Origin of the sequence: Streptosporangium sp. NPDC050284 (genome assembly GCF_044459525.1) — a bacterium.
GTDB lineage: Bacteria > Actinomycetota > Actinomycetes > Streptosporangiales > Streptosporangiaceae > Streptosporangium.
Genome location: NZ_JBITIZ010000004.1, coordinates 21,795 through 46,130 on the forward strand (window position 1 = coordinate 21,795; position 24,336 = coordinate 46,130).

Annotated in this window: 22 protein-coding genes; 10 read left to right on the forward strand and 12 right to left on the reverse strand. The window is 70.3% G+C overall.

The genetic code is table 11. From position 1 onward, the window contains the following. Position 1 precedes the first annotated feature (1 nt). Complete coding sequence (locus tag ACIBH4_RS10845) at positions 2–841, reverse strand: CoA ester lyase (RefSeq protein WP_362516199.1); 840 nt, start codon at positions 839–841, stop codon at positions 2–4. After that, on the reverse strand, positions 838–1,995 hold the full coding sequence (locus tag ACIBH4_RS10850) for an acyl-CoA dehydrogenase family protein (protein ID WP_362516197.1): 1,158 nt from the start codon (positions 1,993–1,995) through the stop codon (positions 838–840). Before ACIBH4_RS10850 ends, ACIBH4_RS10845 begins: the two co-directional genes overlap by 4 nt. A gap of 146 nt (positions 1,996–2,141) precedes the next feature. Between ACIBH4_RS10850 and ACIBH4_RS10855 the strand changes: the two genes are divergently transcribed. Next, positions 2,142–3,080, forward strand: a complete 939-nt coding sequence (locus tag ACIBH4_RS10855) for a LysR family transcriptional regulator (protein WP_362766711.1) — start codon at positions 2,142–2,144, stop codon at positions 3,078–3,080. Between the two features lie 193 nt (positions 3,081–3,273). Here ACIBH4_RS10855 and ACIBH4_RS10860 read toward each other — a convergent pair whose 3' ends face one another. From ACIBH4_RS10860 to ACIBH4_RS10880, 5 genes are all read right to left on the reverse strand, one after another. Continuing rightward, positions 3,274–3,444 carry a hypothetical protein gene (locus tag ACIBH4_RS10860; protein ID WP_362516193.1) on the reverse strand — a complete coding sequence of 57 codons (171 nt, stop codon included), beginning with the start codon at positions 3,442–3,444 and terminating at the stop codon, positions 3,274–3,276. Positions 3,445–3,590: 146 nt separating this feature from the next. Then, positions 3,591–5,591, reverse strand: coding sequence for a Xaa-Pro dipeptidyl-peptidase (locus tag ACIBH4_RS10865; protein ID WP_362516190.1), 2,001 nt, complete (start codon positions 5,589–5,591; stop codon positions 3,591–3,593). Between the two features lie 101 nt (positions 5,592–5,692). After that, a complete protein-coding gene (locus ACIBH4_RS10870; RefSeq protein WP_362516188.1) occupies positions 5,693–6,712 on the reverse strand; it encodes a glycoside hydrolase family 6 protein in 1,020 nt (339 codons plus the stop codon). A 90-nt stretch (positions 6,713–6,802) separates the two neighbouring features. After that, positions 6,803–8,821, reverse strand: a complete 2,019-nt coding sequence (locus ACIBH4_RS10875) for a galactose oxidase-like domain-containing protein (protein WP_362766727.1) — start codon at positions 8,819–8,821, stop codon at positions 6,803–6,805. Beyond that, positions 8,818–10,560: a cellulose synthase catalytic subunit gene (locus ACIBH4_RS10880; RefSeq protein ID WP_362516184.1), complete on the reverse strand. Its 1,743-nt coding sequence runs from the start codon at positions 10,558–10,560 to the stop codon at positions 8,818–8,820. Before ACIBH4_RS10880 ends, ACIBH4_RS10875 begins: the two co-directional genes overlap by 4 nt. Positions 10,561–10,798: 238 nt before the next feature. Here ACIBH4_RS10880 and ACIBH4_RS10885 point away from each other — a divergent pair, with 238 nt between their 5' ends. From ACIBH4_RS10885 to ACIBH4_RS10895, 3 genes are all read left to right on the forward strand, one after another. Continuing rightward, positions 10,799–11,545, forward strand: coding sequence for a pirin family protein (locus ACIBH4_RS10885; protein ID WP_362766730.1), 747 nt, complete (start codon positions 10,799–10,801; stop codon positions 11,543–11,545). Positions 11,546–11,703: 158 nt separating this feature from the next. Next, a complete protein-coding gene (locus ACIBH4_RS10890; RefSeq protein WP_362516178.1) occupies positions 11,704–12,360 on the forward strand; it encodes a pyridoxamine 5'-phosphate oxidase family protein in 657 nt (218 codons plus the stop codon). A gap of 114 nt (positions 12,361–12,474) precedes the next feature. Further along, complete coding sequence (locus ACIBH4_RS10895) at positions 12,475–13,125, forward strand: DNA polymerase beta superfamily protein (RefSeq protein ID WP_362516176.1); 651 nt, start codon at positions 12,475–12,477, stop codon at positions 13,123–13,125. Between the two features lie 78 nt (positions 13,126–13,203). Here the strand turns inward: ACIBH4_RS10895 and ACIBH4_RS10900 are convergent, their stop codons facing one another. Then, on the reverse strand, positions 13,204–14,385 hold the full coding sequence (locus ACIBH4_RS10900) for an MBL fold metallo-hydrolase (protein WP_362516174.1): 1,182 nt from the start codon (positions 14,383–14,385) through the stop codon (positions 13,204–13,206). Positions 14,386–14,650: 265 nt separating this feature from the next. Beyond that, positions 14,651–14,947: a thiamine-binding protein gene (locus tag ACIBH4_RS10905; protein ID WP_362516257.1), complete on the reverse strand. Its 297-nt coding sequence runs from the start codon at positions 14,945–14,947 to the stop codon at positions 14,651–14,653. A gap of 126 nt (positions 14,948–15,073) precedes the next feature. Between ACIBH4_RS10905 and ACIBH4_RS10910 the strand changes: the two genes are divergently transcribed. The 3 genes from ACIBH4_RS10910 to ACIBH4_RS10920 are packed head-to-tail and all read left to right on the forward strand — an operon-like array spanning position 15,074 to position 17,327. Beyond that, positions 15,074–15,766: an endonuclease V gene (locus ACIBH4_RS10910; protein WP_386208149.1), complete on the forward strand. Its 693-nt coding sequence runs from the start codon at positions 15,074–15,076 to the stop codon at positions 15,764–15,766. A 2-nt stretch (positions 15,767–15,768) separates the two neighbouring features. Beyond that, positions 15,769–16,734, forward strand: a complete 966-nt coding sequence (locus ACIBH4_RS10915) for an ankyrin repeat domain-containing protein (RefSeq protein ID WP_362516169.1) — start codon at positions 15,769–15,771, stop codon at positions 16,732–16,734. A 41-nt stretch (positions 16,735–16,775) separates the two neighbouring features. Then, positions 16,776–17,327, forward strand: coding sequence for a hypothetical protein (locus ACIBH4_RS10920; protein ID WP_362516167.1), 552 nt, complete (start codon positions 16,776–16,778; stop codon positions 17,325–17,327). 13 nt (positions 17,328–17,340) lie between these two features. Here ACIBH4_RS10920 and ACIBH4_RS10925 read toward each other — a convergent pair whose 3' ends face one another. The 3 genes from ACIBH4_RS10925 to ACIBH4_RS10935 are packed head-to-tail and all read right to left on the reverse strand — an operon-like array spanning position 17,341 to position 20,976. Continuing rightward, complete coding sequence (locus ACIBH4_RS10925) at positions 17,341–18,528, reverse strand: M20 family metallopeptidase (protein WP_362516164.1); 1,188 nt, start codon at positions 18,526–18,528, stop codon at positions 17,341–17,343. After that, positions 18,525–19,697 (reverse strand): amidohydrolase family protein, encoded by a 1,173-nt coding sequence (locus ACIBH4_RS10930; protein ID WP_362766736.1) that lies wholly within the window; start codon positions 19,695–19,697, stop codon positions 18,525–18,527. The genes ACIBH4_RS10925 and ACIBH4_RS10930 overlap by 4 nt, the downstream gene beginning before the upstream one ends. Beyond that, entirely contained in the window at positions 19,687–20,976 is a 1,290-nt protein-coding gene (locus ACIBH4_RS10935) for a glutamine synthetase family protein (RefSeq protein WP_362766739.1), read from the reverse strand. Before ACIBH4_RS10935 ends, ACIBH4_RS10930 begins: the two co-directional genes overlap by 11 nt. A gap of 196 nt (positions 20,977–21,172) precedes the next feature. Here ACIBH4_RS10935 and ACIBH4_RS10940 point away from each other — a divergent pair, with 196 nt between their 5' ends. The 3 genes from ACIBH4_RS10940 to ACIBH4_RS10950 all read left to right on the forward strand — a co-directional run bounded on the left by ACIBH4_RS10940 (position 21,173) and on the right by ACIBH4_RS10950 (position 24,321). Further along, positions 21,173–21,970, forward strand: a complete 798-nt coding sequence (locus tag ACIBH4_RS10940) for an SDR family NAD(P)-dependent oxidoreductase (RefSeq protein ID WP_362516158.1) — start codon at positions 21,173–21,175, stop codon at positions 21,968–21,970. Positions 21,971–22,171: 201 nt separating this feature from the next. Then, the gene (locus ACIBH4_RS10945) at positions 22,172–23,479 is read left to right on the forward strand and encodes an ABC transporter substrate-binding protein (RefSeq protein WP_362516156.1); all 1,308 of its coding nucleotides are present in this window, start codon (positions 22,172–22,174) and stop codon (positions 23,477–23,479) included. Next, complete coding sequence (locus ACIBH4_RS10950) at positions 23,476–24,321, forward strand: polysaccharide deacetylase (protein ID WP_362516153.1); 846 nt, start codon at positions 23,476–23,478, stop codon at positions 24,319–24,321. The genes ACIBH4_RS10945 and ACIBH4_RS10950 overlap by 4 nt, the downstream gene beginning before the upstream one ends. The last annotated feature ends 15 nt before the right edge of the window (positions 24,322–24,336 follow it).

The following is a 24,336-nucleotide window of genomic DNA, read 5'->3' on the forward strand; positions in this document are numbered from 1 at the left end:
CTCACGTCCCCGGTTCGGCCGTCGCCCGATGGCCGGCCCGCGCCATTATCCGGCGGGCTCGCTCCAGGACCGGCTTGTCGACCATCTGGCCGTTGCTGGTGAAGACCTCGGCCCCGCCGTCCCCGGGCACCTCGGCGAGCACCGCCCTCGCCCACTTCAGATCCGCGTGGTCGGGAGCGAAGGCGGTGTTGACGGGTTCGACCTGAGCGGGGTGGACGCACAGCTTTCCCCCGAAGCCGAGTCCTCTGGCGCGGGCCGCGGCCGTCCTGACCGCGGCGGTGTCCCGGAGTTCGACGGTGACGCCGTCGATCGGGGCCGGCAGGGACGCCGCGCGGGAGGCCACGACGAGTGCGCAACGGGCGAACAGCAGGGCCTCGTCCGTATGCTCGGCGCCGATGTCGAGCGCGAAATCGATCGATCCGAACGCCAACGCGGTCACCGCGGGGAAGGCGGCGATGGCTGCCGCCTCCTGAACTCCCAGCGCGCTCTCCACCAGGGCGACGATCCCGGCCTCGGCCGGCAGCCGCTGGGCGACCCTGCGCAGGACGGCCGGCCCCTCCGTCTTGGGCACCATCACCCCGCGCAACCCCCGGCAGGAGGCCAGCGCCGCGAGATCGGCCTCGTGCCACCGGGTGTTGGCCGCGTTGACACGCACCCAGGCCGTCGCGCCGCCGGCCAGCCAGGCCGCGACCTCGTCACGAGCGGACTCCTTGTGCTCGGGGGCGACCGCGTCCTCAAGGTCGACGACGACCTCGCCGGCACCGGCGCGGGCGGCCTTGTCGAACCGATCCGGCCGGCTGCCGGGGACGAACAGCCAGGATGCCGCGACCGGGGCCGTCACGGCCGCACCTGGTGGCGCCGGACCAGCTCCCGCGCGATCACGTTGCGTTGGATCTCGTTGGTGCCCTCACCGATGATCATCAGTGGGGCGTCACGGAAGTACCGTTCGACGTCGAACTCGGTCGAGTAGCCGTATCCACCGTGGATACGGACAGCGTCGAGAGCGATCTTCATCGCCGTCTCCGAGGCGAACAGTTTCGCCATGCCTGCCTCCAGGTCGGCTCGCTCACCTGAGTCGTAGCGGCGAGCGGCGTACTGGACGAGCTGTCGAGCGGCTGTCAGCTGGGTCGCCATGTCCGCGAGGTAGTTGCCGATCGACTGGTGCTTCCAGATCGGCTGCCCGAAGCTCTCGCGCTCCTGGCTGTAGCGCAGGGCGTCCTCCAACGCCGCGGCGCCGACGCCGACCGCTCGCGCGGCCACCTGGATGCGTCCGATCTCCAGGCCGCGCATCATCTGCGCGAAGCCGTGGCCCTCCACGTCGCCGAGCAGCGCGGAGCGGGGCACGCGGAAGTCGTCGAAGGACAGCTCGCAGCTCTCCACCCCCTTGTAGCCGAGCTTCGGAAGGTCGCGTGACACCTCGAAGCCGGGCCCCTTCTCGACCAGGAGGATGCTGACGCCGCGGTGCGCGGGCTCGGCCGTGGGGTCGGTGAGACACAGTAGGGCGATCAGCTGGGACCGCCGCGCGTTCGTGATCCACGTCTTGGACCCGTTGAGCACGTACTCGTCGCCCTGCCTGCGTGCCACGGTGCGCATGGCCTGCAGGTCGGATCCTCCGCCGGGCTCGGTGAGCGCCATGGTCGCCCGGATCTCGCCGACGGCCATCTTCGGCAGGTAGTGGTCCTTCTGCTCCTGGGTTCCGTAGGCGAGAATCAGCTTCGCGACCACGCTGTGCCCGCCCATCGCGCCGGCCAGGCTCATCCAACCGCGCGCGAGCTCCTCGGTCACCGCGGCGTAGCAGCGCGCGGAGACGCCGGCGTCGTTCCACGGCTCGGGGATCGCGAGGCCGTAGATGCCCATCCGCTTCATCTGCTCGATGAGCGCCTCGGGATAGGTGTTGGTGTGCTCCAGCTCCCGCACGACGGGTTTGACCTCGTGGTCGACCCATTCCCGCACCAGGGCGACGATCGCCGCTTCATCCGCACTGAGTTCGCACATGGGAAGCCCTCCCGGGCGTGATGGTCAGGAACGGGACACACGGTGCGCTTGGCCGCCAGGCCATCTTATTTTGCGATGATAGATCCTGTGAAATGCTGATATGTGATGACCTCACTCGTTTCACGCATGACCACGTAAAGGACCCGATGGACCTCAAGCAGCTCACGGCGCTCGTCACCGTCAGCGACGTCGGCAGTGTCACCAAGGCGGCCCGCCTGCTCCGCGTCGTGCAGCCCGCGGTCAGCCGGCACATCCGCTCACTGGAGGAGGAGGTCGGCGTCCGGCTCTTCGAGCGCACCAGCCAGGGCATGACACTCACTCCCGCGGGTGAGATCCTGACCGAACGCGCGCGCCGAGCGCTCCTCGAACTGGAGCGGGCACGGGCCGAGATCAGGCCCGATCGCGGGCAGGTCCAGGGAATCGTCACGGTCGGGCTGCTTGAGAGCACCATCGAGATCCTCGCGGCGCCTCTGATGGAGTCGGTCGCGCGGCGGCACCCGGACATCGATCTGCGCCTGCTCAGCGCCTTCTCCGGTCACCTGCAGCAGTGGCTGGACGACGGCGCCGTCGACATGACCCTGCTGTACAACCTCGCGTCGACACCGTCGATCTCCGTCACACCGCTGCTCCACGAGTCGCTGTGGGCGGTCGCGCCGCCCGACGCGACTCTCACCGACGCCGGCGCGCTGACCTGGGACCACGTGACGAAACAGCCACTGGTGCTGCCTGTCGCCGGGCACGGACTGCGGACCCTCATCGACGAGGCGCTCGACACCGCCGGCGTCGAGCCCACGGTGGCGTGCCAGACCAACTCGATGCTGCTGCAGAAGAAGCTGGTGTCGTCAGGAACCGGCTGGAGCATCCTGCCCGCCGCGGGCGTCGCCGAGGACGTGGCGACCGGACGGCTGAGCGGCGGCCCGCTGACCGATCCCGAGGTGTCCCGCACCGTTGTCCTCGCCCTGCAACGGGGCAGCCGGATACCGGCCGCCGTCGAGGTCGTCGCGACCGAAGTCTTTCGGGTGACGCGCCGGTTGGTCGAGAACGGGGCGTGGCCGACGGCGCGTGCCGTCGAGCGGCGGGACTGACATCGGTCCGCGTGGTCTCGGAGGGCCCGCTCCCGCCTCGCGGCCAGGGCGCGCCCGGTGTCACCGGGCGCGCCCTGGCCGCAGTAGTTCTCGGTGTCGTCGCGGACGACGCCGCACGCGCGGGCGTCGGTGCCGCGGCGTCGTCAGGTGGGCGACGTTTCACCGGCCACCGGTCTCGCCCGGTGGGCTGCGGTCAGTCGCGCGCGTTCGAGGAGCGGAAGAGCCTGCTCGCGAACATGACCACCACACCCACCAGTCCGATGATCAGAGCCCACTTGAGGAGCGTGAAGAGGAAGCCCAGTACCGAGCCCAGCAGGAGGAAGCCGATCACCACGGCCGCCACGATCAGAAGAATTCGTCCCATGCACCCCACGCTAGGCCCCGGCCCGGCCCGGCGGCAGGCCTGGGCCCCGATCTCAGGGACAAGCCGGGGTTTCCCCTCATGCCCGTCCCTTCGCCCGAGTGCCGCAGGCCACGCGAAGGGTCCGCGTTCCCTGACCGGGCCGGGGATCAGCGGAGGGCGGAGCTCCCGCCGACGAGCGGGAGGACGACCGAGCTGGATCCGGGCTCGACCGAGACGCCGGTCCCCGGGGGCAGGCGCAGGGTGAAGTCACGGTCGGTGGACAGGAGCACGACGCCGATCCGGTGGCCGGCCTTGACGACGTAGTCGTTCGGCTGGAGGTCGAAGCGGAAGTCGTAGAAGTGGCCCTCGCGCAGGAGCTCGGTCTTGGAGACGGAGTGGCGGTTGCGAACGTCGAGCCAGCCCCTTGTGATGATCTTGTAGGGGGCGGTCACCGTGGTGTGCTCGGCCAGCCGGGTGCAGCCGGTGTCGCCGGGCACGCCCTGGCCGTAGCAGACCTGGGTGTCGCCGTAGACGACGCCGCCGTACGCGCGGGTGTCGGTACCGTAGTCGACGAGCAGCGCCGTCAGGTACGGCGAGCGCCCGCCCTTGAAGGCGGCGCGCACCGAGACCTCCGGGGTGCCCGACAGGCGCGCGTCGCGGGCCAGGGAACCCGACAGGTAGGCCAGGCGGTTGGGATCCGTGGCCTCGGCGTTCTCGGCGAGCTGCTCGGCGGTGCGGGCGCTCTGGTCGACGAAGGACTCGACGGTGCGGCGGTCCCGGGGGCGGTCGGCGCTCAGGGTGCCGTTGCGGCCGTCCTTGCCGGCGGCGAGGTGGAGCCGCACGTCGCGGGTGCCGGGCAGCGGCCACGAGGCGTGCTGCGCCCACTGTCCCGGGCCCGACTCCACATCGGCCTGCGGCTCGTCCATGATGCCGTTGCGCAGGCCGTACAGGTGGAAGTCGAACCAGCGGTGGAGCTGGCGCAGCCACTCGGCGTTGCGCCCGGCGAAGGAGAACGGGTTGAAGTGCGCGCCCTGGTGGAGCCAGATCTTACGGGGCACGTTCCGTTTCGCGAGGGCGTCCCACCACTGGACGGCCTGCTTGGTCTTGACGTTCCAGTCGTTGAGGCCGTGCACCAGGAAGACCGCGGCGCGGACCTTTCGCACGTCGTTGAGGTAGTTGCGCCGGTCCCAGAAACCGGAGTAGTCGCCGGTGACCCGGTCCTGGTCCTGCTCGATGCGGTCCATCAGCGCGCCGCAGGTCTGCGTGGCGTTCTCGCGGGTCAGGACGTAGCGGGCGAGCACGTCGGCGTCCTCGCCCTGGTAGCCACCGGGGGCGAGGACCCCGCCGTTGGCTCGGTAGTAGTCGTACCAGGAGGAGATGGCCGCGATCGGCACGATCGCCTTGAGCCCCTTGACCCCGGTCGCGGCGACGGCGTTGGGCAGCGTGCCGTTGTAGGAGACGCCGATCATGCCGACGTTCCCGGTGGACCAGTCGGCCCTGATCTCGTTTCCTGCCGCGTCGAACCCCCGGGCGCGGCCGTTGAGCCAGTCGATCGCGGCCTTGGGGCCCGCGGTCTCGTTGTCCAGGCCGGTCGTGGGGCAGCCGGTCGCCCGCCCCGAGCCGAGGTTCTCCACCAGCGCGATCGCGTAGCCGCGCGGCACGAAGTAGTTGTCGTAGTAGCCGCGGAAGGGCGGCGCGACCGCGCGGTTCACGTCGAGGCCGTCGATGCCGAACATCTCGTCGCGCAGGTCCTGGAACTTGTTGCGCCGGTACTCCATACCCGCGGGGTCGGAGCCGTCCAGGTCGACGACGTGGTTGGGCACGTCGTTGCCGCCCGCGTAGTAGGGGCTCGCCTCCATGATGACCGGGACCTTCAGCCCCGAGGCGCTCTCCTTGGGGCGCATGATGTCGACGGCGACCCGGTCCGGGCGGCCGTCGGCGTCGCTGTCGACCCCGGCGACCTCGACGAACACGGTCTCGGTGAGCGCGTCGGCGCGCGAGTAGACCGGCTGGGTCTCGCCGTTCTCGATCGGGGAGGCCGCGGATCGCGCGGCGGCGGCGGGCAACACGTCGGTAGGCAGCACGCCGGCGGGTAGCACGGCGGCCGGCAGTACGCCGCTTGGCAGGGTGACCGCCAGTGCGACGATGGCCGTTTTCCATCTGTTCATCGAGGAAAGCTCCCAGAGGGTCGCTGAAAAACTGACAACTCCGGTCAATCTCCTGCGAAGCAATCTTGACCTGCAAGATCGAAGATATAACGAATAAGCGGCTATCTCGCGTTACGCGCGAGTTCCAGCGCGTATTCGGGGAACCAGTCGCCGGCGCGGGGTTCCCCTCGGTGGCACTCGCCGTCCGACTCGCCGGGCCGCTTGATCCACAGGAAGGCGTCCACCCGCTCGTGGCCGGTCTCGGTGGTCGGTTCCGCGCCGAGCGCGCGGCCCCTGGGGTTGCACCACGCGTCGTCGCCCTGCGCGTCGCGGACGGGGCCGTTGCCGTTGCGGGAGGTGTCGATGACGTAGTGGGCCCCGTCGACCGCGTCCGAGAGCCGTCTCGCGACGGCGACGCTCTCCTCGACGGTGAAGAAGTTGCTGACGTTGAAGGCGAAACCGTCCGCCTGGGGCACCCCTGCCCTGCGCATGGGTTCGGCCCACTCGCCCGGGTTCTTGATCCAGCCGGCGTTCCCCGCGTCGAGGTAGACCTTGGCCTCAGGCTGTTTCTTCAGCGTCTCCACCGCGCCGCGCAGCAGGTCGAGGCGCTCGCCCGCCTGACCGCCCTGGGTGCAGTTGTCCAGGATGTGGGCGAGCGCGTCGGGTTCGACGACGACCAGCGCGGGCCGGTCGCCGATGCCCTCGGCGAACCGGCCGATCCAGGAGCGGTACTCCTCCGCGTCGGAGGCGCCGCCCGCGGAGAACTGGCCACAGTCGCGGTTGGGGATGTGGTACGCCACCAGGACGGGGATCCGGCCCGCCTGCCGGGCCTTGGTGGTGATGGCGGCGACCCTGTCCTTCGGGTCCTGGTCACCGATCCAGATCGCGTTGGGCCGGTCGGCGATCTTACGGATCAGCCCGGCCTCCTCGGTCCTGCCCTCCCCTTCGAGTTTGCGGACCTCCTGGGCCGCGGCGCCGTCGGGGTCGACGTAGAAACCGCCCGCGGGGCCCGAGACGGCGTCCCCCGAGGGAGCGCTGCCGGAGGTGGCGTTCCCGGAGGCGGTGGGCGGCGCGGGATCGCCGGTGCAGGCCCCCGTCGCGAGAGCGAGAGCCAGCGCGGCCGCGAGGCCGTACCTGTTCATCGAATACCTCCGGCGTGGGGACCCCGGGCCGACCCCGGGGAACAGAAGTGGGAGGGCGCCGTATGCCGCGAGAGGGCCGCGGGGATCATGTCAGCCCTCCCCTCGGATGTGGACCCAGCGTGCCGGGGACGGCGTTCCCCGTTCGGTGACTCCGAACAGCATGTACCACCCTGGGGGCACCAGGGCTGGATTGGAGGGGATCTCCGCGATTATCCCGGTAGGCACCCGGGTGAACTCCAACTTGATCGAGCGTTGCTCCACATCGGTGACGTGGGTGACGGCACTCGGGCGCATCAGCCGTACCTGGTGGATGCGTGCGGCGTCGGGGGTCCGGAAACCGGCCCTGCGCCCCAGGGACACGCTCTCGCGCCCGCCGGTGAACACCGGCGCCTTCTCGCCGTTGTGCAGGTAGGTCGGCGTGTAGATCTCGATGCGCTGGTCGAAGGTGCCGGGCAGGGAGCCGGCCTTGTCGCCGAAGAGCGGGTCGGAGCCCATGCCGAGCACCCGTCCGTCGGGCAACAGGAGCCCTTCCGCGTGGTAGTTGCGGCCGACGGCGGGCGCCGCGGCCTCGTGGAAGCTGTTGCTCTCCGGGCGGTAGACCTCCGCGCGCAGGACGTCACTGGCGCCGCGTCCCCGGTAGTCGCTGGAACCGTTGAAGGAGAGCACGCTGTCGTCGGGCAGCAGCACGGCGTTCGGGTAGCGCACCGGGTCGGACAGGTCTGGGCCCCTGACGTAGTGCGGGCTCGCCTCGGTGAGATCGACGATGGCGGTCCTGGCGGTGGCGTTGGGCAGACCCGGCTGGCGTTCCCCGACCGGTCCCCCGCCCATCACCATGATCCGCTGGTCCTGCGCGGGCGGCAGCAGCACCGAGGCGCCGGTCTCGTTCAGCTCGGGCTCTGGCAGTCCGGGGACGGGGGTGAACGCCTCCATCTCGTCGGGCGCCATGCCTCCGATGCCGCCAGGGGTCTTCACCAGACGGTCGGTGTCGCGGCGGTAGTCCCAGATTCCGGGGGGACGCAACTCGAGCTGGCCGGGGCCGTACCCGGCGCTCATACCGGTGAAGAAGAGGGTGTCGTCCTCCAGCAGGAACAGCGCGGGGTAGGTCGGGAAGAACCTCTTGGGGCCGGGCCGCCAGGTCTTGGTCCTGGGGTTGTAGATCTCGTTGTCCCTGGTGACCTCCCCCACGACGTCGAGTCCGGAGACGGTCATGACCCTGCCGTCGGGCAGGTTCGTCATGGTCGGGTACCAGCGCCCCTCGGCCATGTCCTGGACCTTGGTGTAGCGCTCGGTGACGGGGTCGAACTCGTAGGCGTCCCTGATGCCCTGGAAGTCCTGCTTCTCCATCGTCATGCTGCCGCCCATGGCGTACAGGTCGCGCTTCTCCCTGCCCTTGAGTCCCTGGATCTCGTAGTTGACGGAACCGGCCGGCGCGGTGAGCAGGCCGGCCGCGCCCTCGGTGACGGCCTCGGCGAAGACCTTGGTCTCGCTGGGCCGGATCCTCACCTTCCCCGGCACTCCGGTCTCGATCTTCTTCGCGGGCGGCACGCTGATGTGAGCGGTGGTGCGGTAGACCTGACCGCTGGGGGCGGTGAGCAGCGTGCCGGGATGAAACTGTCTGGGCTTGGCGTCGGGGTTCTCGTTCTTGATGGTCAGGGCGCCCGCGGCCCGCTTGACCTTCGCCTTCAGCACCTCGAAGCGGCCCGTACCGCCCGCGATGAGGAGCTTGCCGTCGGGCAGCATCGTGTGTCCCGCGCAGAAGAGGTCGACGGGGGTGTCGATCAGCTTGAACTCGTCGGGCCCGCCCGGCTTCGCCGGGTCCCACAGCACGGTCTTGAAGGTGCCCTTGTCGAAGTTGGCGGCGTTGTTCCCCGATCCGGCGACGATGAGCACCTTGCCGGTGTGCAGCAGCGCGGCGTGGATGGCGTTGACCTTGAACCTCTCGGGGACGCCGAGGAAGGTCCAGTGGCCGTGGGAGGCCTTGTAGTCGTCGCGGTTGATGCTGTAGTCGCGCCACTTCTCCGTGGCGAAGCCCGCGACGGCGGGCAGGTTGATGGCGAGGACCGCGGTCACCACCGCCACCCCGACCAGGTGCTTGCGCAGGCGGCTCACGACTCGTCACCGACCGGCCGCAGGCCGCCCTTGACCGCCCGCAGGTTCCAGGCCCAGGTCACGAGGGGTCCCAGGCAGATGACCAGGGCGAGGATGCCCCACAGGGTCATGACCAGGTGGATGTGGCCGGTCCAGAAAACGGTGAGCAACAGTCCTCCGCCGAAGATCGCCGCCCACCACAGGTGGATACGGAACGTGGCGATCTGGTCGGGGCTGGCCGAGTCGCCCTTGGGGGTGACCACGAACTTGCTGGGCCTGCGCAGCGCGGCGCCGATCAGCGAGGTGACGTAGATGGGCGCCGACAGCGCCGACATGACCATTCCCGCCACCCCGGAGGAGCCCTCCGGCTCGTGCGGGCTGACGTTGTGGCGCCGGTTCCAGGTGTAGAGCATGACCTGCAGCAGCGCCGCGTCGCCGTACAGCATGAGCCACATGTCCATCGGCACGGTCACGCCGGAGCCGCCGACGGCCATGAACAGGGTGGCGCTGAGCCCGGCCAGCAGCCAGTTGAGCGCGGACATCGGATAGAAGGTCACCATCAGGGAGTAGTTGAAGAACCGGCCGGGCGAGAGCTTCGGCGCGGCCTTCCAGAACTGGGTGAGCAGCGTCTCGTAGGTGCCCCGGCTCCAGCGCAGCTGCTGGGTGAAGAAGTCGGTCCACGAGGACGGTCCCTCCCCCACGGCCAGCACGTCGGGGGTGTAGACCGACATCCAGCGCTGCCCGGTCTCCGGGTCACGGGAGCGGTGGAACTCGATGCCGGTGGCCATGTCCTCGGTGATCGAGTCGTACAGGCCGCCGATCTGCTTGAGCGCGCGGATGCGCACGGCGTTGTTGGTGCCGACGAACATCGGCGCGCCGTACAGGTTGCCCGCCCGCTGGATCAGCGAGTGGAACAGGAACTGCTGGCTCTCGGCGGCCTTGGTGACCCCGGCGTCGTAGTTGCCGTAGACCTGGGGACCGACGACGAAGGCCACCCTCGGGTCACGGAAGTAGCCGAGCATGCGCTCGCAGAACTCCGGGAGCGGTACGTGGTCGGTGTCGACCGAGACGAAGAAGTCGTAGTCGTCGCCGTGCGCGTCCAGCCAGCTGTTGTAGTTGCCGTGCTTGGTCTTGGCTCGGAACGTTCCCTTGGGCTGGTTCCACTCGGGCACGCCCTTGCGGGTGAAGTGGCGGGCGCCCAGCCAGTCACAGAGTTCGCGGATGTCGGGGTCGTCGCCCTCGTCCAGCAGCCAGACGTCGAGCACGCCGTCGTGGCGGATCTTCAGCGCGGCGGCCAGGGTCTCCCTGACCATCTCCAACGGCTCCTTGCCGGGTACGCAGGTGGTGATGAAGGCCACCCGGGTGCCGGGTTCCGGCTCGACCGGGACCGGGTCCCTCGCCGCCAGCATGGCGTGCACGTTGGAGACCACGCTGACCAGCCGGAAGACCTCGATGAAGGCGATCGCGACGAGCATGATCCGGTCGGCCACCGGCAGATACCACGGGATCGTGCCATAGGGGTCGGGACGGACGGTCCAATGGTCGGGCAGCAGCAGCCAGACCATCAGGGTGAACTCCACGAGAAGGGCCGCGACCATCAGCAACACCGCCCGCACCCGGTGCGGCTCGGTGGCCAGCAGGGAGCGGTAGCTCACGCGGTAGGGCACCCCGGGTTCCGGTTCGGTCACGGGCCCGGCGAGCCTGCTGAACTTTCCGTAGTCGTAGGTGGCGGTTTTCGCGGCGTCTGCGGGGGAGCTCATCGATCCAGCGACCTCGGAGCACACGAAAGCAGGCCCAACACTGTGTTCCCCCAGGTAGATCGCAGAGGCCGCTCCCCGTCAAGGTAGGGTCACCCGCGGCCCGCGTGGTGATAAATCGTCACACATCATATTCGGATCGGTAAGCAAGATCTGCCCAACCCGGAGATGGGAGGAACATTTCACGCGGCTGTCTAGTTTAAGTTTCAACAAACGAGATGAGATGAGAGGACCACCAGACATGAACGTCGACATCCGCAGGTCCGACGAGCGCTACGCCACCAAGATCCCGTGGCTGGACTCGAAGCACTCCTTCTCCTTCGGCCGCCACCAGGACCTTTCCAACACCCACCACGGTGTGCTGCTCGTCAACAACGACGACATCGTCAAGCCGGGCACCGGCTTCGACACCCACCCCCACCGGGACATGGAGATCGTCACCTGGGTGATGCGCGGATCCCTCGTCCACCAGGACTCCGAGGGCCACTCCGGGGTGATCTATCCAGGACTGGCCCAGCGGATGAGCGCGGGGACGGGCATCCTCCATTCGGAGAAGAACGACTCGTGGCGACTCCAGGGCGAGCAGCACACCGACCCGGTGCACTTCGTCCAGATGTGGGTGGTTCCCGACGAGGGTGGGCTCGCCCCCGGGTACGAGCAGCTGGAGATCGACTCCGAACTGCTCGGCGGCACCCTGGTCCCGGTCGCGTCCGGCATGGCCAGAGACGAGGGCCGCAGCGCCATCCGGATCAACAACAGGTACGCCGCGCTGCACGTGGCCAGGCTCCAGCCGGGCCAGGGCGTGCAACTGCCCGAGGCGCCGTTCCTGCACCTGTTCGTCCCGCGCGGCACCGTCGACCTGGAGGGGGCCGGGCACCTCGCCGAGGGCGACGCCGTCCGCTTCACCGCCACCGGCGGCCAGCGCGTCACCGCGATCGACCCGGCCGAGATCCTGGTCTGGGAGATGCACGCCGCCCTCGCCGCCTGACGGTGAGATCAGGCCCGCCACCGGGCGGCCTGGGACTTCGGCGGGATCCGCCCCGCCGAGCCCTGGCTCGAAAGGCCGCTCACTCGCGCCCACCGGGAAGGCCAGAGACGCCCAAGAGGACGTTGAGCCGGGATTCCCAACAAGGCTAGCCTTACCTCATGACTTCCCTCGAGACCAGTGAGACCGGTGAGACCGGCCAGATCGTCACGGTCACCTCAGAAGAAGAGCTGCGCCGGATCGCCGGGGAGGTCACGGACGTCGTCCTGCGCAAGGACATCGGCCACCTCGACGAACATGCCCGCGACTTCATCGCCGCCTCGCCGTTCGTCCTGCTCGCGACCTCGGCCCCCGACGGTACCTGTGACGTATCCCCGCGCGGCGAGGAGCCGGGCGGTGTCCTCGTCCTCGACGACCACACGCTGGTGATCCCCGACCGGCCCGGCAACCGCCGGGTCGACAGCCTGCGCAACATCGTCGCCAACCCGAACGTCGGCCTGCTGTTCGTGGTGCCCGGCACCGAGGAGACCCTGCGCGTCAACGGGCGGGCACAGGTGGTCAGCCAGGCCCCGTACATGGAGCGCCTGCGCGTGAAGGGCAGGCTCCCCACGCTGGCGGTGAGCGTCGAGGTGCGTGAGTGCTTCTTCCACTGCTCCAAGGCCTTCCGGCGCTCGGCGCTCTGGCAGCCGGAGCGGTGGCCGGAGCGCGAGTCGCTGCCCACACTCGGCCGGATCCTCAAGGACCAGCTGAACCTGGAGTGGTCGGCCAAGCTGATCGACGACGACCTGAGGGCCGACGCCCGCGAGAACCTGTACTGACGGTGAGGATGTCGACGAACGTCTCCCGGTGAGGTCCCGGCCGGCCGCCTTCCTCCCCGTCCCGCGGGCGAAAACCTGTACCCGAGCCGGGAGCGGCCCTGACAGGCTGTGCGGATGGATACGCGGTACGTCCCGGATCACCTGGTCTTGTCGGTGGTGGTCGGCTCGCGAGCATACGGGCTGGAGACCGAGGAGTCGGACATCGACCGGCGCGGAGTCTTCGTGGCGCCGACCCGGCTGTTCTGGCGGCTGGCCAAGCCGCCCACTCACGTCGAAGGACCGCTGCCCGAGCAGTTCTCGTGGGAGGTCGAGCGGTTCTGCGCTCTCGCGCTGGAGGCCAACCCGACGATCCTGGAGTGCCTGTGGTCGCCGATGGTCGAGCGCATCACCCCGGCGGGCGAGGAACTGCTCGCCATCCGGGACGCCTTCCTGTCCGAACGCGCCAACCAGACCTTCGTGGGATACGCCGACGCCCAGTTCCGCCGCCTGGACCCCGGGCGTCCCAGGTGGAAGCGGGCGATGCACATGATCCGTCTGCTGCTCAGCGGCCTGCACCTGGCCCGCCACGGCGAGCCGCTGGTGCGGATGGACGCCCACCGCGACCGACTGCTCGCCGTACGCAGGGGAGAGCTCCCCTGGGAGGAGGTCGAACGCTGGCGCTCCGAGCTGACGGCGAGATTTCGCGGCGGTGGCGTGCTGCCCGCCGAACCCGACCGGCGGCGCGTGGAGGACTACCTCGCGCGCACCAGGCAGGCCGCGCTGTGACGGGTCGTCCCGCCCTGCCGACCGGCCGAGACTCCCGCCGTGGTCGAAGGGGTCACCTGTTGGCTCTTTCCCGAAGGATCAGAGCCTGGGGCCGGAGCCTCGGTGCGGGGAGTTCGGCACCCGGCCGGGCGTGCGGGACGTCTCGGCGCCGTACGACACCTCCCACCAGCTCTCCAGCATGGGCACGTCGGCGGTATCGACGCGCTCGCCCGGGCGGGGAACGGTGATGCGGACGTCGCGGGCCTTGGCCTCGCGCCACAGGCGGTCGACCGGCTCGGCCCAGGGGTGCGTGGCGAGGGCGAAGGTCGCCCAGTGGACCGGCAGGAGCAACCCGCCGCCCAGGTCGAGGTGGGCGTCGACCGCCTCCTCGGGATCCATGTGGATGTCGGGCCAGGCGGCGTTGTAGGCGCCGATCGGCATGAGCGTGAGGTCGAACGGGCCGTGCGCGGCGCCGATCCTCGCGTAGCCGTCGAAGTATCCGGAGTCGCCCGCGTAGAAGACCCTCTTCTCCCCGGCCGCGATCACCCAGGACCCCCACAGGGTGACGTTCCGGTTGAGGGTGCGGCCGGAGAAGTGGCGGGCGGCGGTGGCGACGAACCGCAGGCCCGCGACGTCCGCCTCCTCCTCCCAGTCGAGCTCGATGATCCGTGAGGCGGGCACGCCCCACCGCTCCAGATGCGCGCCGATGCCCAGCGGCACCAGGAACGGGGCGGCCTGCAGCGTGGTGAGCCCGCGGACCGTCGCGCGGTCGAGGTGGTCGTAGTGGTCGTGCGAGATGACGATCGCGTCGAGCGGCGGAAGGCCCGCCAGCGGCCCGGGCACCGGGTGCAGACGGCGTGGGCCGACCAGCTGGGAGGGCGAGGCGCGCCTGCTCCACACCGGGTCGACGAGCACGCGGCGCCCCTCGATCTCCAGCAGCGCGGTGGCGTGGCCGTACCAGATGACGCTCAGCCCCGCCGGGGACGGCCCGCCCAGCGGGGAGGTCACCACGGGGACCGGTACGGCCGGGCGGCGCTCCTCGCGGTTGCGCACCATGTTCCAGGCGACCTCTCGGGTGCTCTGCGTGGAGGGGACGAATCCTCCGGGCATGGAGTTACGGAAGACGCCGTCGTGGAACTGCGGCGAGCGGCGCATCCGCTCCAGCCGCTCCCCCTCGGCCTTGCCACCGAGTTCCGCGGGGATGTCCTTCAGCGCCCACCCGGCGGCGGCCAGCGCCAGCCCGCCCGCGAGGAGACGCCCGATCGATCTGTTGCCCGCCATGCGGTTTCACGCTCCTGAAGTCGCCCGTGCCTCCAGAACGATCTCGACTCCGCGGGCATTCCCCTTACGTTCCGGGCGAGCCTGGCCCTCGCGGAATCCGAGAACACGCGGGCAGGAGAGGCCATCCCAGGCACGAAACACCACCTGACAGCGCCCGCGCGCCTCCGGCCAGGAAAGGCGTCACGAGCTCTTCGAGGAGCGAGCGCGCACCGACCGGCGTGTGGCATCACGAGGTCGCCGCGGGGTGGACCCGGCCGCGAGGATCTTACGGGGCGAGATGCCGTTCGACGGTGGCGACCTTGGTCTCCAGGCGGCCGCCCGGCCCCTCGCGGATATCCGCCTTGAGGACGAGGCTGACCCGTCCGGCGCGGGCCTCGACCGCCGCGACAGCGTCCCTCACCACCGTCATGACCTCGTCCCACGTCTCACCCTCGACCGTGGTGAACATGGCGTCGGTCCTGTTGGGCAGGCCGGAGGCCCGGACGACGCGTACCGCCTCGGAGACGAGTTCGCCGACATCCTCCCCCGCTCCGATGGGGGTCACGCTGAACGCCACGAGCACCGACATGGACAGTCCCTTCCCCGAATCCCCGCGGCGACCTCACCGGTCGCCGAAGAACCCGATGAACAGTACCGAAATATGACGTCATACTATAAAAGTAGCGATCATGGAGTCATGAAGGTACAAATGCCGCGCACTGTCACGGAGGCCGAGGCCATCCAGGACGAGCTCAGGGCACTGCTCGACCTGGCCGGTCCCGGACCCCGTCACCCCGCGAGGATCGCGGGAGTGGACGTCGCCTACGACAGGGACCGACTCGCGGCGGCGGTGACCGTCCTGGACGGAACGACACTGGAGATCGTCGAAGAGGTCGCCGTCACCGGCAAGGTGACCTTCGACTACGTCCCCGGACTGCTCGCCTTCCGTGAGGTCCCCGCGCTGCTGGGCGCCCTTGAACGGCTGTCCGCACCCCCCGACCTGGTCGTCTGCGACGGATACGGCCTGGCGCACCCGCGCCGCTTCGGCCTCGCCTGTCACCTCGGAGTGCTCACGGGACTGCCCTCGATCGGAGTCGGCAAGACCGCCTTCGTCGGCACCTACCCCGAACCTGCGCCCGAGCGGGGCGCGTGGACCGACCTGACGCTGGACGGCGACGTCGTCGGCCGCGTGCTGCGCACCCGGGACGGGGTCAAACCCGTCTTCGTCTCAACCGGTCACCGCGTCGACCTCGACACCGCCTGCCACAACGTACTGAACCTGACGCCCCGCTACCGCCTCCCCGAGACCACCCGCGCCGCCGACCGCCTCTCGCGACGGACCCTCGCCGAGAAGTGTCGTACGGACCTGGTTGGATCCGCTCAGCACAACAAGATGGGATAAAAGTGGGCGAAGACGAGTGGGCCGAGGACGTCGACGTGTGGCGCGACACCAACCTGGCGCAGATCCGCCAGCGGCTGGCGGGCGGGTTCGACCCCGGCCGACGGCTGCCGTGGCTGCGCACGACCCCCCTGCACCAGGCCGCCCAGGAGGGCGCCACCCAAGTGATCGAGCTGCTGCTCGCGTCGGGCGCGGAAGTCGACCCCGTCGACACCGACGGCGCCACCCCGCTGTGGGAGGCCGTCCGCCACGGCTGGGAGGACGCCGTACGAATCCTGCTCGCCGCGGGCGCCGACCCCTGGCGGCCGTGCATCGCGGGCCGCTCCCCCGGCGCCCAGGCCCTCTTCACCGAGATGGCCGACCTGTTCACCCACCTGCCCGGGGCTCCCAGCGTGAGCCCCAGGTTCCGCGAACTCCAGGACACCGTCGACGCGATGATGTTCTCGTACGAGGACTACAACGAGGAACTGTGCGTGGCCTTCGTCGGCGAAGTGCCCGAGGACGAGGTCATCCGCCGCCTGGGCGTCGCGCCGGAGTCGTGCCCGCCGATGGGGATCGGTGAGCTGTGGGGCGCGGAGCAGGCCTCCACCGTGGAGGTCCTGCGCGTGGCCAGCCCGCCGGGAGGAGGGGTGGTGCTCTTCCAGTCCGGTGGCATCCTGCCGGTTCACGACGAGGTCGGGCGGGCGGTCACCTCGGGCGGCGGGGTGCTGGCCGGGGCGTTCCCGTCCACCAGCCCGTCGGTCGACATCTGGCGGGACGGGTTTCCCGCGGGACGGCCCTCGGTCCACGAGCAGCTCTCCGACGACAGCATGGTCGAGCTGTGGATGTGCCGCTTCGGCGACTGCGGCGCCCACCCCTCCACCGCCACCGAGCGGACCCTCGGCCTGATGACGCTGCTCACCTCCACCTACATCACCGAGGAGTGGCTGTGGAGCACCCCGATGAGGCTGGTCCCGGTCATGCTGAGGTGACAGGACCGGGATCGCCGGGAAATGGGTAGAGTCGCACGACGATGAGAATGCACACGATCACCGCCCTGTGGGAAGAGGTCCCCGACGACGCCGACGACCTCGTCGTGGTGAGCGGCGGGTTCCGGATCTATCTGTGCGTGTGCGGCAGTCAGCTGTCCGACCGGGCGGCGGCCGAGTCGCACGCCTCGGAGACAGGCCAGTGCACCACCTGCCTGGGCACCACCGTCGAGGACATCGTGCCCGGCTTCTCCCAGCCGTGCACCGCCTGCGCCGGAACCGGCCGGCGCACGGTTCAGCTGACCTGGCAGCTCGCCCACCTTGAGGCCGAGAGTGTGATCACCGTCGAGATCGTCCGCGGCCTGATCTCCGGTCTCACCGAGCCGTTCCGGCTCTCGCAGGTGGCCGACCTGGTCCGCGAGACCCTTCACCTCCCGGTGGGCCGCCTGCCGGTCGGCCCCCGCGTCCGCGACGTCCTGCGCGGCCTGGAGGCGGCGGGCGAGCTCGTGCTCGTCTCCGCCCCCGACGAGTTGCTCCGCGGCACCTCGGTCACGCTCTACCGCGACCCCTACTGGGAACACGCCACCGGCGGCTGAGCACCTCTCGCGACTACGTCATCTCCGCCGCCGCGAGGTATCCCGCCAGCATGGCCAGCGCGACATCGCGCACCGCGCCGTCGTCGGGCAGGAAACCGGCGCTGTGCATGCGCACGTCCGTGCCGTCACCGACCCCGACGAACATCATCAGGCCGGGCAGCACAGCGGAGAGATAGGAGAAGTCGTCGGCGCCGAAGGAGAGCAGTGGCCGCGAGAGCGTGAGGCCGAGGTGGGCCAGATGGGCACCGGCGCGGGTGGCGAGCCCGGGGTCGTTGTGCAGAACCGGCTCCCCCCGGGTGATGCTCACCTTGGCCTCGCAGCCGTGGGCCCGCGCGACGAGGTCCGCGACCTCCTCCAGCCGAGCGTGCACCTGGTCGCGGATGTGCTCGCTCAGCGACCTGACCGTACCGCCGGCCGTGGCCTCGTCCGGGACGACGTTGGCCGCGCTGCCGGCCGCCAGCGTGGAGACGCCGAGGACCGCCGAGTTGGTCGGGTCGACGTCACGGCTGACCACCTGTTGCAGGGCGACGACGACGTGCGCGAGCGCGAGTACCGGATCTCTGGTCAGGTGCGGGTAGGCGGCGTGCCCGCCGCGGCCCCTGACCACGACCGTGAACTCGTCGGCGGCGGCGTTCACCGTACCCGGGGTGGCCGCGACCTCGCCTCGCGGCAGGGTGGGCTGGACGTGCGCGCCGATGACGGCGGTGATCTGGTGTTCCGCCAGCGACGACGACCGGGCGATGTCGTGGGCGCCGGAGGGATAGGTTTCCTCGCGCGGCTGGAGCATCGCGATCAGCGGGGGCGTGCCGGCGGTCTCACCGACCGCGTGGCAGAGCGCCACCAGGGCGGCGAGGTGCACGTCGTGCCCGCAGGCGTGCATGCGGCCCGGCTTCGTGGACGCCCAGTCGACGCCGGTCCGCTCGGTGACCGCCAGCGCGTCGAGTTCGGCCCGCACGGCGACCGCGGGTCCGGGACCGCCGATGCGCACCAGCGCGCCCGTACCGGCCACCGCGTCCACCGGGCGTCCCGGCAGCTCGGCCAGGATCAGGTCGCGGGTCGGCCCCTCCTCCCCCGACAGGTCGGGGATGGCGTGCAGTCGGCGGCGCAGCTCCGTCGCGGCGGGCAGCCGCCGCTCCAGCGCCGCCCGGAGCCTGGCCGCGACGGAACCGGCGGCCGAGCCGCAGACAACAGACTCGATCATTCGGCCGGTCCCAGACCGTAGACGCGCAGGGCGTTGCCGACACCGATCATGGTGGCCACCCGGACCGCCTCCTCCTCGGCCCACTCGCCGGCGTCGACCCACCCGCGCAGCGCCCGGCCGAGCCCGCGGCGGAACAGGTGGGCCCCCAGCATGTGCAGCTCCGCGGGGCCCCAGGCGTCCGACGAGAACAGGATCTTGGCGAACGGCGCGAGCTCCAGTGACTCGGCGATCAGCGCGTCCGACCGGCTGCCGGTGTAGTTGACACCGAGACCGACGTCGAAGTAGACGTGCGGGAAGACCTGCGCGAGATAACCGGCATTGCGATGGTAGGGGTAGCAGTGCAGCAGCAGGACGTCCACGCCGTGTGGCTCGATGAGCTTCAGCCAGCGGGTGAGCAGCAGCGGGTCGCACATGTGCAGTTCCACGTCGGGATCCCCGTAGCCGGCGTGTAGTTGCAGCGGCAGCCCGCGCTCCACTCCCGCCCAGAGCCCGAAGCGGAGCAGCACCGGATCGTCCACCCGCCACCGGCCGCTCTCCTCGCCGGCGGACAGCCAGCGGTCCGCCGCGAGGGCGACCTCCCGCTCCCCGGGCGGCGCCGGGTCGAAGGCGAAGCCGTACCGGTAGGCGACGATGCTCTTGAGACCGACGGCGTCGGCGGTGCGGCGCTCCAGTTCCTCGCGGAACCGGCCCGGCAGCTCCGCGGCCGAGACCCCCGAGGCCGCCACCTGCTCCAGCACCCGCTCGATGCGGACCACCTCGTGCGCGGGCCGCCCCGACGCCTGCGCCATCCCGGCCGGGTCCAGGACGTCGTCGCCCCGGTAACCGGTCTCCAGCAGGAAGCGGCCGATACCGCTGGCGGCCAGCAGCCGCCGGTTCACCTCGGCGGCGCCGAGTTCGGTGCGGCGCGCCAGGTAGTCCTCCGGTGCGGCGTGGGCGGGCAGGCCGAGGACGGGTGCGCACCAGCGGCGGATCGCGAAGCCGAGCTGGGAGTCGAACTGAGTCATGAACGCCGGGATCGGCCGGTCGGACTCGGTCACCAGCGTCTCGAACTCACCGCGGCCGAGGTCTCCGGAGGAGGCGCCGTGCACATGGTGGTCGACCAGGGGCAGGGTGGCGAGCACGCTCTCCAGACCGCCGGCCGCGCCCGCCGGGGAGCTCTCAGTAGACATCGGCGACCTTCCGGCAGAGCTCGTGGTCGGGCAGTCCCGCGACGTGGGCCAGTTCGCCCCGTCGCACGGCGAGGAAGGTGTGGAGCAGTTCGTGGGGGAACCAGCCGCGGGCGACCTCGTCGGCCTCCAGCGCGGCGAGCGCCTCGGGCAGGGAACCGGGAAGCGCGGGCTCTCCTGCCAGGTCGGCCTCGGTCGAGCTCTCCGGCCACACCCGGGCGGCCTCTGCGCCGGCCAGTCCCGCGAGGCCCGCGCGGATCAGGACGCCGAGCACCAGCCACGGGTTGGCGGTGGCGTCCGCCGCCCGATACTCCAGGTGGAGCTGGTCCGCGGGGTCGGCGCCCCCGATCTCGACGGTCGGCGCGATGCGCAGCAGCGCCTCGCGGTTGCGTTCGGCGAGGAAGACCCCGCCGGCACTCCACCGGTGCGGGGTGAGCCTGAGGTGGGAGCCGACGCTGGGAGCGGTGACGGCCACCACCGCACCGGCGTGCCGCAGGATCCCGGCCGCGAACCTGGCCGCGGTCGAGGAGAGCCTGCCGGAGGCTTCGGCGTCGAACATCACCGGGCCGCCGCCGACCTCACGGAGCGAGAAGTGCACGTGGACGCCGTTGCCGACTCCCGCGGGATCGGCCAGCGGGACGAAGGTGACCGGGTGCCCGCGTCTGCGGGCGAGGTCGCGGACGAGTTCGCGCAGCAGGACCGCCCGGTCGGCGGCGACCATGCCGGGGGCGGGACGCAGGGTGATCTCGAACTGGCCGTCCCCGTACTCGGGAAGCCAGCTCTCCGGCTCCAGCCCGGCCTCCTCCAGCAGCGCGACCAGGTCGGTGCCGAACGGCTCGACGCCGCGCAGGCGCTGGAAGGAGAAGGGCGGTGCCTCCACCTGGCCACCGAGCATGAACTCGTGCTCGAAGGAGACGTTGATCTCCAGGCCCGCGATCTCCTTCAGGTCCGTCAGCGCGCGGGCGAGAAAGCCACGCGGGCAGCCGGGCCAGGGGCTGCCGTCCAGGCCGACCTGGTCGGCGAGGTAGAGCCGGGTGCCCGGCACCGGGCCGTCGGCCGGCAGGTCGACGGCCGTCGCGGGGTCGGGGAGCAACCTCAGGTCGCCCACCGAGCCGAAGACGTTGTCGTCGACCAGCTGGCCGAAACAGGTCAGCGCCAGGTTGGCGGGGACCCATCCCACCCCGGTGCGCAACGTCTGGTCCAGCCGCGCCGTCGGGGTCGCCCGGCCACGCACCTGGGCCGCGAGGTCACAGGTCGCCACGAAGGCGGTCCCTGTCGTCATCGGCTCTCTCCTCCCAGTCCGGTCCGCACCTCGCGTCCCGGCCGCCCTAAGTGAAACATACGATTCACATATATGGTCAAGGCGACGGAATGAAACTTAGCATGCGTGTTACCTGCTGGCCCGGAAGAAACGACCAGGTCACATGTGTCGCGTCGGCAGGAGACCGCTCCCGCCCGGCATCACCGGAAGGCATCCCATGACGGACCACTCCTCTCCCGGCAGGCTCGACGGAACGGTCGTCCTGGTCACCGGCGGAGCCCGGGGCATCGGCCGGGGCATCGCCGACGCCTTCCACGACGCCGGGGCGACGGTCGTCGTCGCCGACCTCGACGAGACGCGCACGGAGCAGGTCGCCGCGGAACTCGCCGCCACCTCGGGCGCATCGCCCGCGCCGGTCTCGGCGGTGCGCCTGGACGTGCGCGACCCGGGGTCGGTGACCGCCGCCTTCGAGCACGCGACCACCCGGCACGGCGGGGTGGACGTGCTGGTCAACTGCGCCGGGGTCTATCCGAACACCTCGGCCCTCGACATGACCGCCGCGGAGTGGGACGAGGTGTTCGCCGTCAACGTCCGCGGCGTGATGCTGACCTCGCAGGCTTTCGCCCGCACCTCCGGCGCCCTCGGGGGCGGGCGCCGGATCGTCAACGTCTCCTCGGGCGCGGCCCGCTCGGCCCGGGTGGGCGCCGCCCACTACTGCTCGTCCAAGGCGGCGGTGGAGATGCTCACCAGGGTCCTGGCGCTGGAGTTCGCACCGTCGGGGATCACCGTCAACGCCGTCGCCCCCGGACTGATCGAGGTCCCGGCCACCCTCGCGCTCTCGGCCGAGTACGTGACGACGCTGGTCGCCGGGCAGCCGGTGCACCGCATGGGCACCCCGGCGGAGATCGCCCGGGCGTGCCTGTTCCTCGCCGATCCGGACTCCTCCTTCATCACGGGGAGTGTTCTCGACGTGGACGGAGGCTTCCTGGCCGGAACGGCCCTGCCGCCGAGCTGATCCACGTTTTACGAGATCAGGGCGGCAGGACGGATCGAGTTTAAGTAACAAATCTTTTACAGGCCTAGTCTTTGCCGCAGTATGCAACGTACGTTTCAATCGTCGAAAGTGACAGAACGGTGCAAAGCAGGCATGTGACGCCCGCAGGCATGTCCCGCACGCGTTCGTCCCCTCGTCCAACAGACGCAGAGAGGCTTCACCGTGGCCCGTTCCCCCTTCCTCCGTCCCCGGACGCCAGTCCGGGCGATCACCGCCGTCGCGGTGACGGGCGCCCTGGCGGCGCTCACCGCGTGCTCCTCATCCACTTCCACCTCCGCAGCGGAGAACGGCGGTGAGGCCGGCACGAAGGAGATCCAGATCGGCCTGCTCGCCCCGCTGACCGGAGGTCTGGCATCCGACGGCCTGGGCATGAAGCAGGGGGCCGAACTCGCCGTCAAGCAGCTCAACGCGGCCGGCGGCGTCAACGGGTACACGTTCAAGCTCAAGGTCGCGGACGTGCAGAGCCAGTCCAACGACGCGGTGACCAAGGGCGTGCAGACCCTCACCGACGACGAGTCGGTGAAGGCGGTCGTCACCGGCTACGCCTCCACGTCCAACTTCGAGATCGACGAGTTCGCCGCGGCGGAGAAGGTCTACCTGATCGGCGGCAACACCGCGCAGACCCAGGAGATCATCGAGAAGGACCCGGCGAAGTACCCCACCGTCTGGTCGATCACCCCCAACTACGACGCCTACGGCACCGAACCGGTCGACCTGGCGGAGTCCTGGGCCGAGCAGGGGCTGTGGAAGCCGCGCGGCAAGTCCGCGTTCATCGTCCGCTCCGACAACCCCTACAGCGAGAGCATCGCCGACGGCCTGGTCAAGCAGTTCGAGGCCAAGGGCTGGACCATCGCCGGCCAGGAGAAGGTGCCGTTCGGCACGGTCAACGACTGGGGCACGGTCCTCGGGAAGATCCGCTCCGCCGACCCCGACTTCATCGTCAACACCGACTACCAGGTCTCCAACGAGGCCAGCTTCCTGCAGCAGTTCCTGCAGAAGCCCACCAACTCCCTGCTCTTCATGCAGTACGGCCCCAACCAGCCCCAGTTCTTCGAGCTGACCAAGCAGCAGGCCGAAGGTGTGCTGTTCAACAACCTCGCGGGCATCGTGCCCTCACCCGACTACGAGCCGGCCGCGCAGTTGCAGAAGGACTGGAAGGCCGAGTACGGGACCGACGACGTCGACCCGCAGGGCGTGATGACGTACGTGGAGACCATGATCTACGCCGATGCGCTACGCGAGGTCGGTGACCCCGACGACGCGCTGGCGATCGGTGCCGCCATCGGCAAGAGCGACAGCGAGCGGGCCTCCGGGCGGATCGCGTTCGACCAGGCCACGCACCTGGCCAAGCAGGGCGACGACTACGTGCCACTGCAGTCCTTCCAGTTCCAGGACGAGAAGCGGACGCTGATCGCCCCCGAGAAGTACAAGTCGGGCTCCTTCCGGCTCCCGCCGTGGATGAAGAAGTGACCTCGGCTCCCCTGGCGCTGCCGCAGGGCAAGCGGATGGCCGTGGCGCTGACCTTCGACTTCGACGCCCACTCCCCCTGGATGGGCACCCTGGGCCGCACCTCGCCGTCCTACCTGTCGCGTGGCGACTTCGGCGCCGAGCAGGGGGTGCCCCGGCTGCTGGAACTGCTCGGCCGCAACGACCTGCCCGCGACCTGGGCCACCCCCGGCCACGACCTGGTGACCTTCCCGCACCGCATCGAGCAGATCCTGGCGGCCGGGCACGAGATCGCCGCGCACGGCTGCTACCACGAGGTCGTGCCCGACCTGGGGCCCGACGAGGAGCGCCGGCTCATGGAGGTCGCGCTGCGCCAGCACGAGCAGGTCGTCGGGCGCCGCCCCCGCGGCTACCGCTCGCCCGCCTGGGACTTCTCCGAGAGCACGCTGGGTCTGCTCGAGGAGTTCGGCTTCGACTGGGACAGCTCGCTGATGGGCCGGGAGTTCGAGCCCTACCGGCCCCGGCGGGTCACGGTGAACTACGAGTCGGCCAGTGAGTTCGGCCCGGAGAGCCGGATCGTGGAGATCCCCGTGTCGTGGTACCTCGACGACTGGCCCTCGGTGGAGTACGTCGCCGGGGTCTCCCCGCTGGGTTCCCACCGCGACATGGAAGACCGCTGGAACACCATCTTCGACTACGCCCACCAGCGGGTGCCCGGTGCGGTCTACGTGCTCACCATGCACCCGCAGACCATCGGCCGAGCCCACCACCTGCTCGTCCTGGAGGCGCTGATCGATCGGATGCTGGCGGCGGGCGACGTCTGGTTCGCGACGCTGAGCGAGATCGCCGATGCCTGGCAGGGCTGAGCCTGGCCCCGCCCA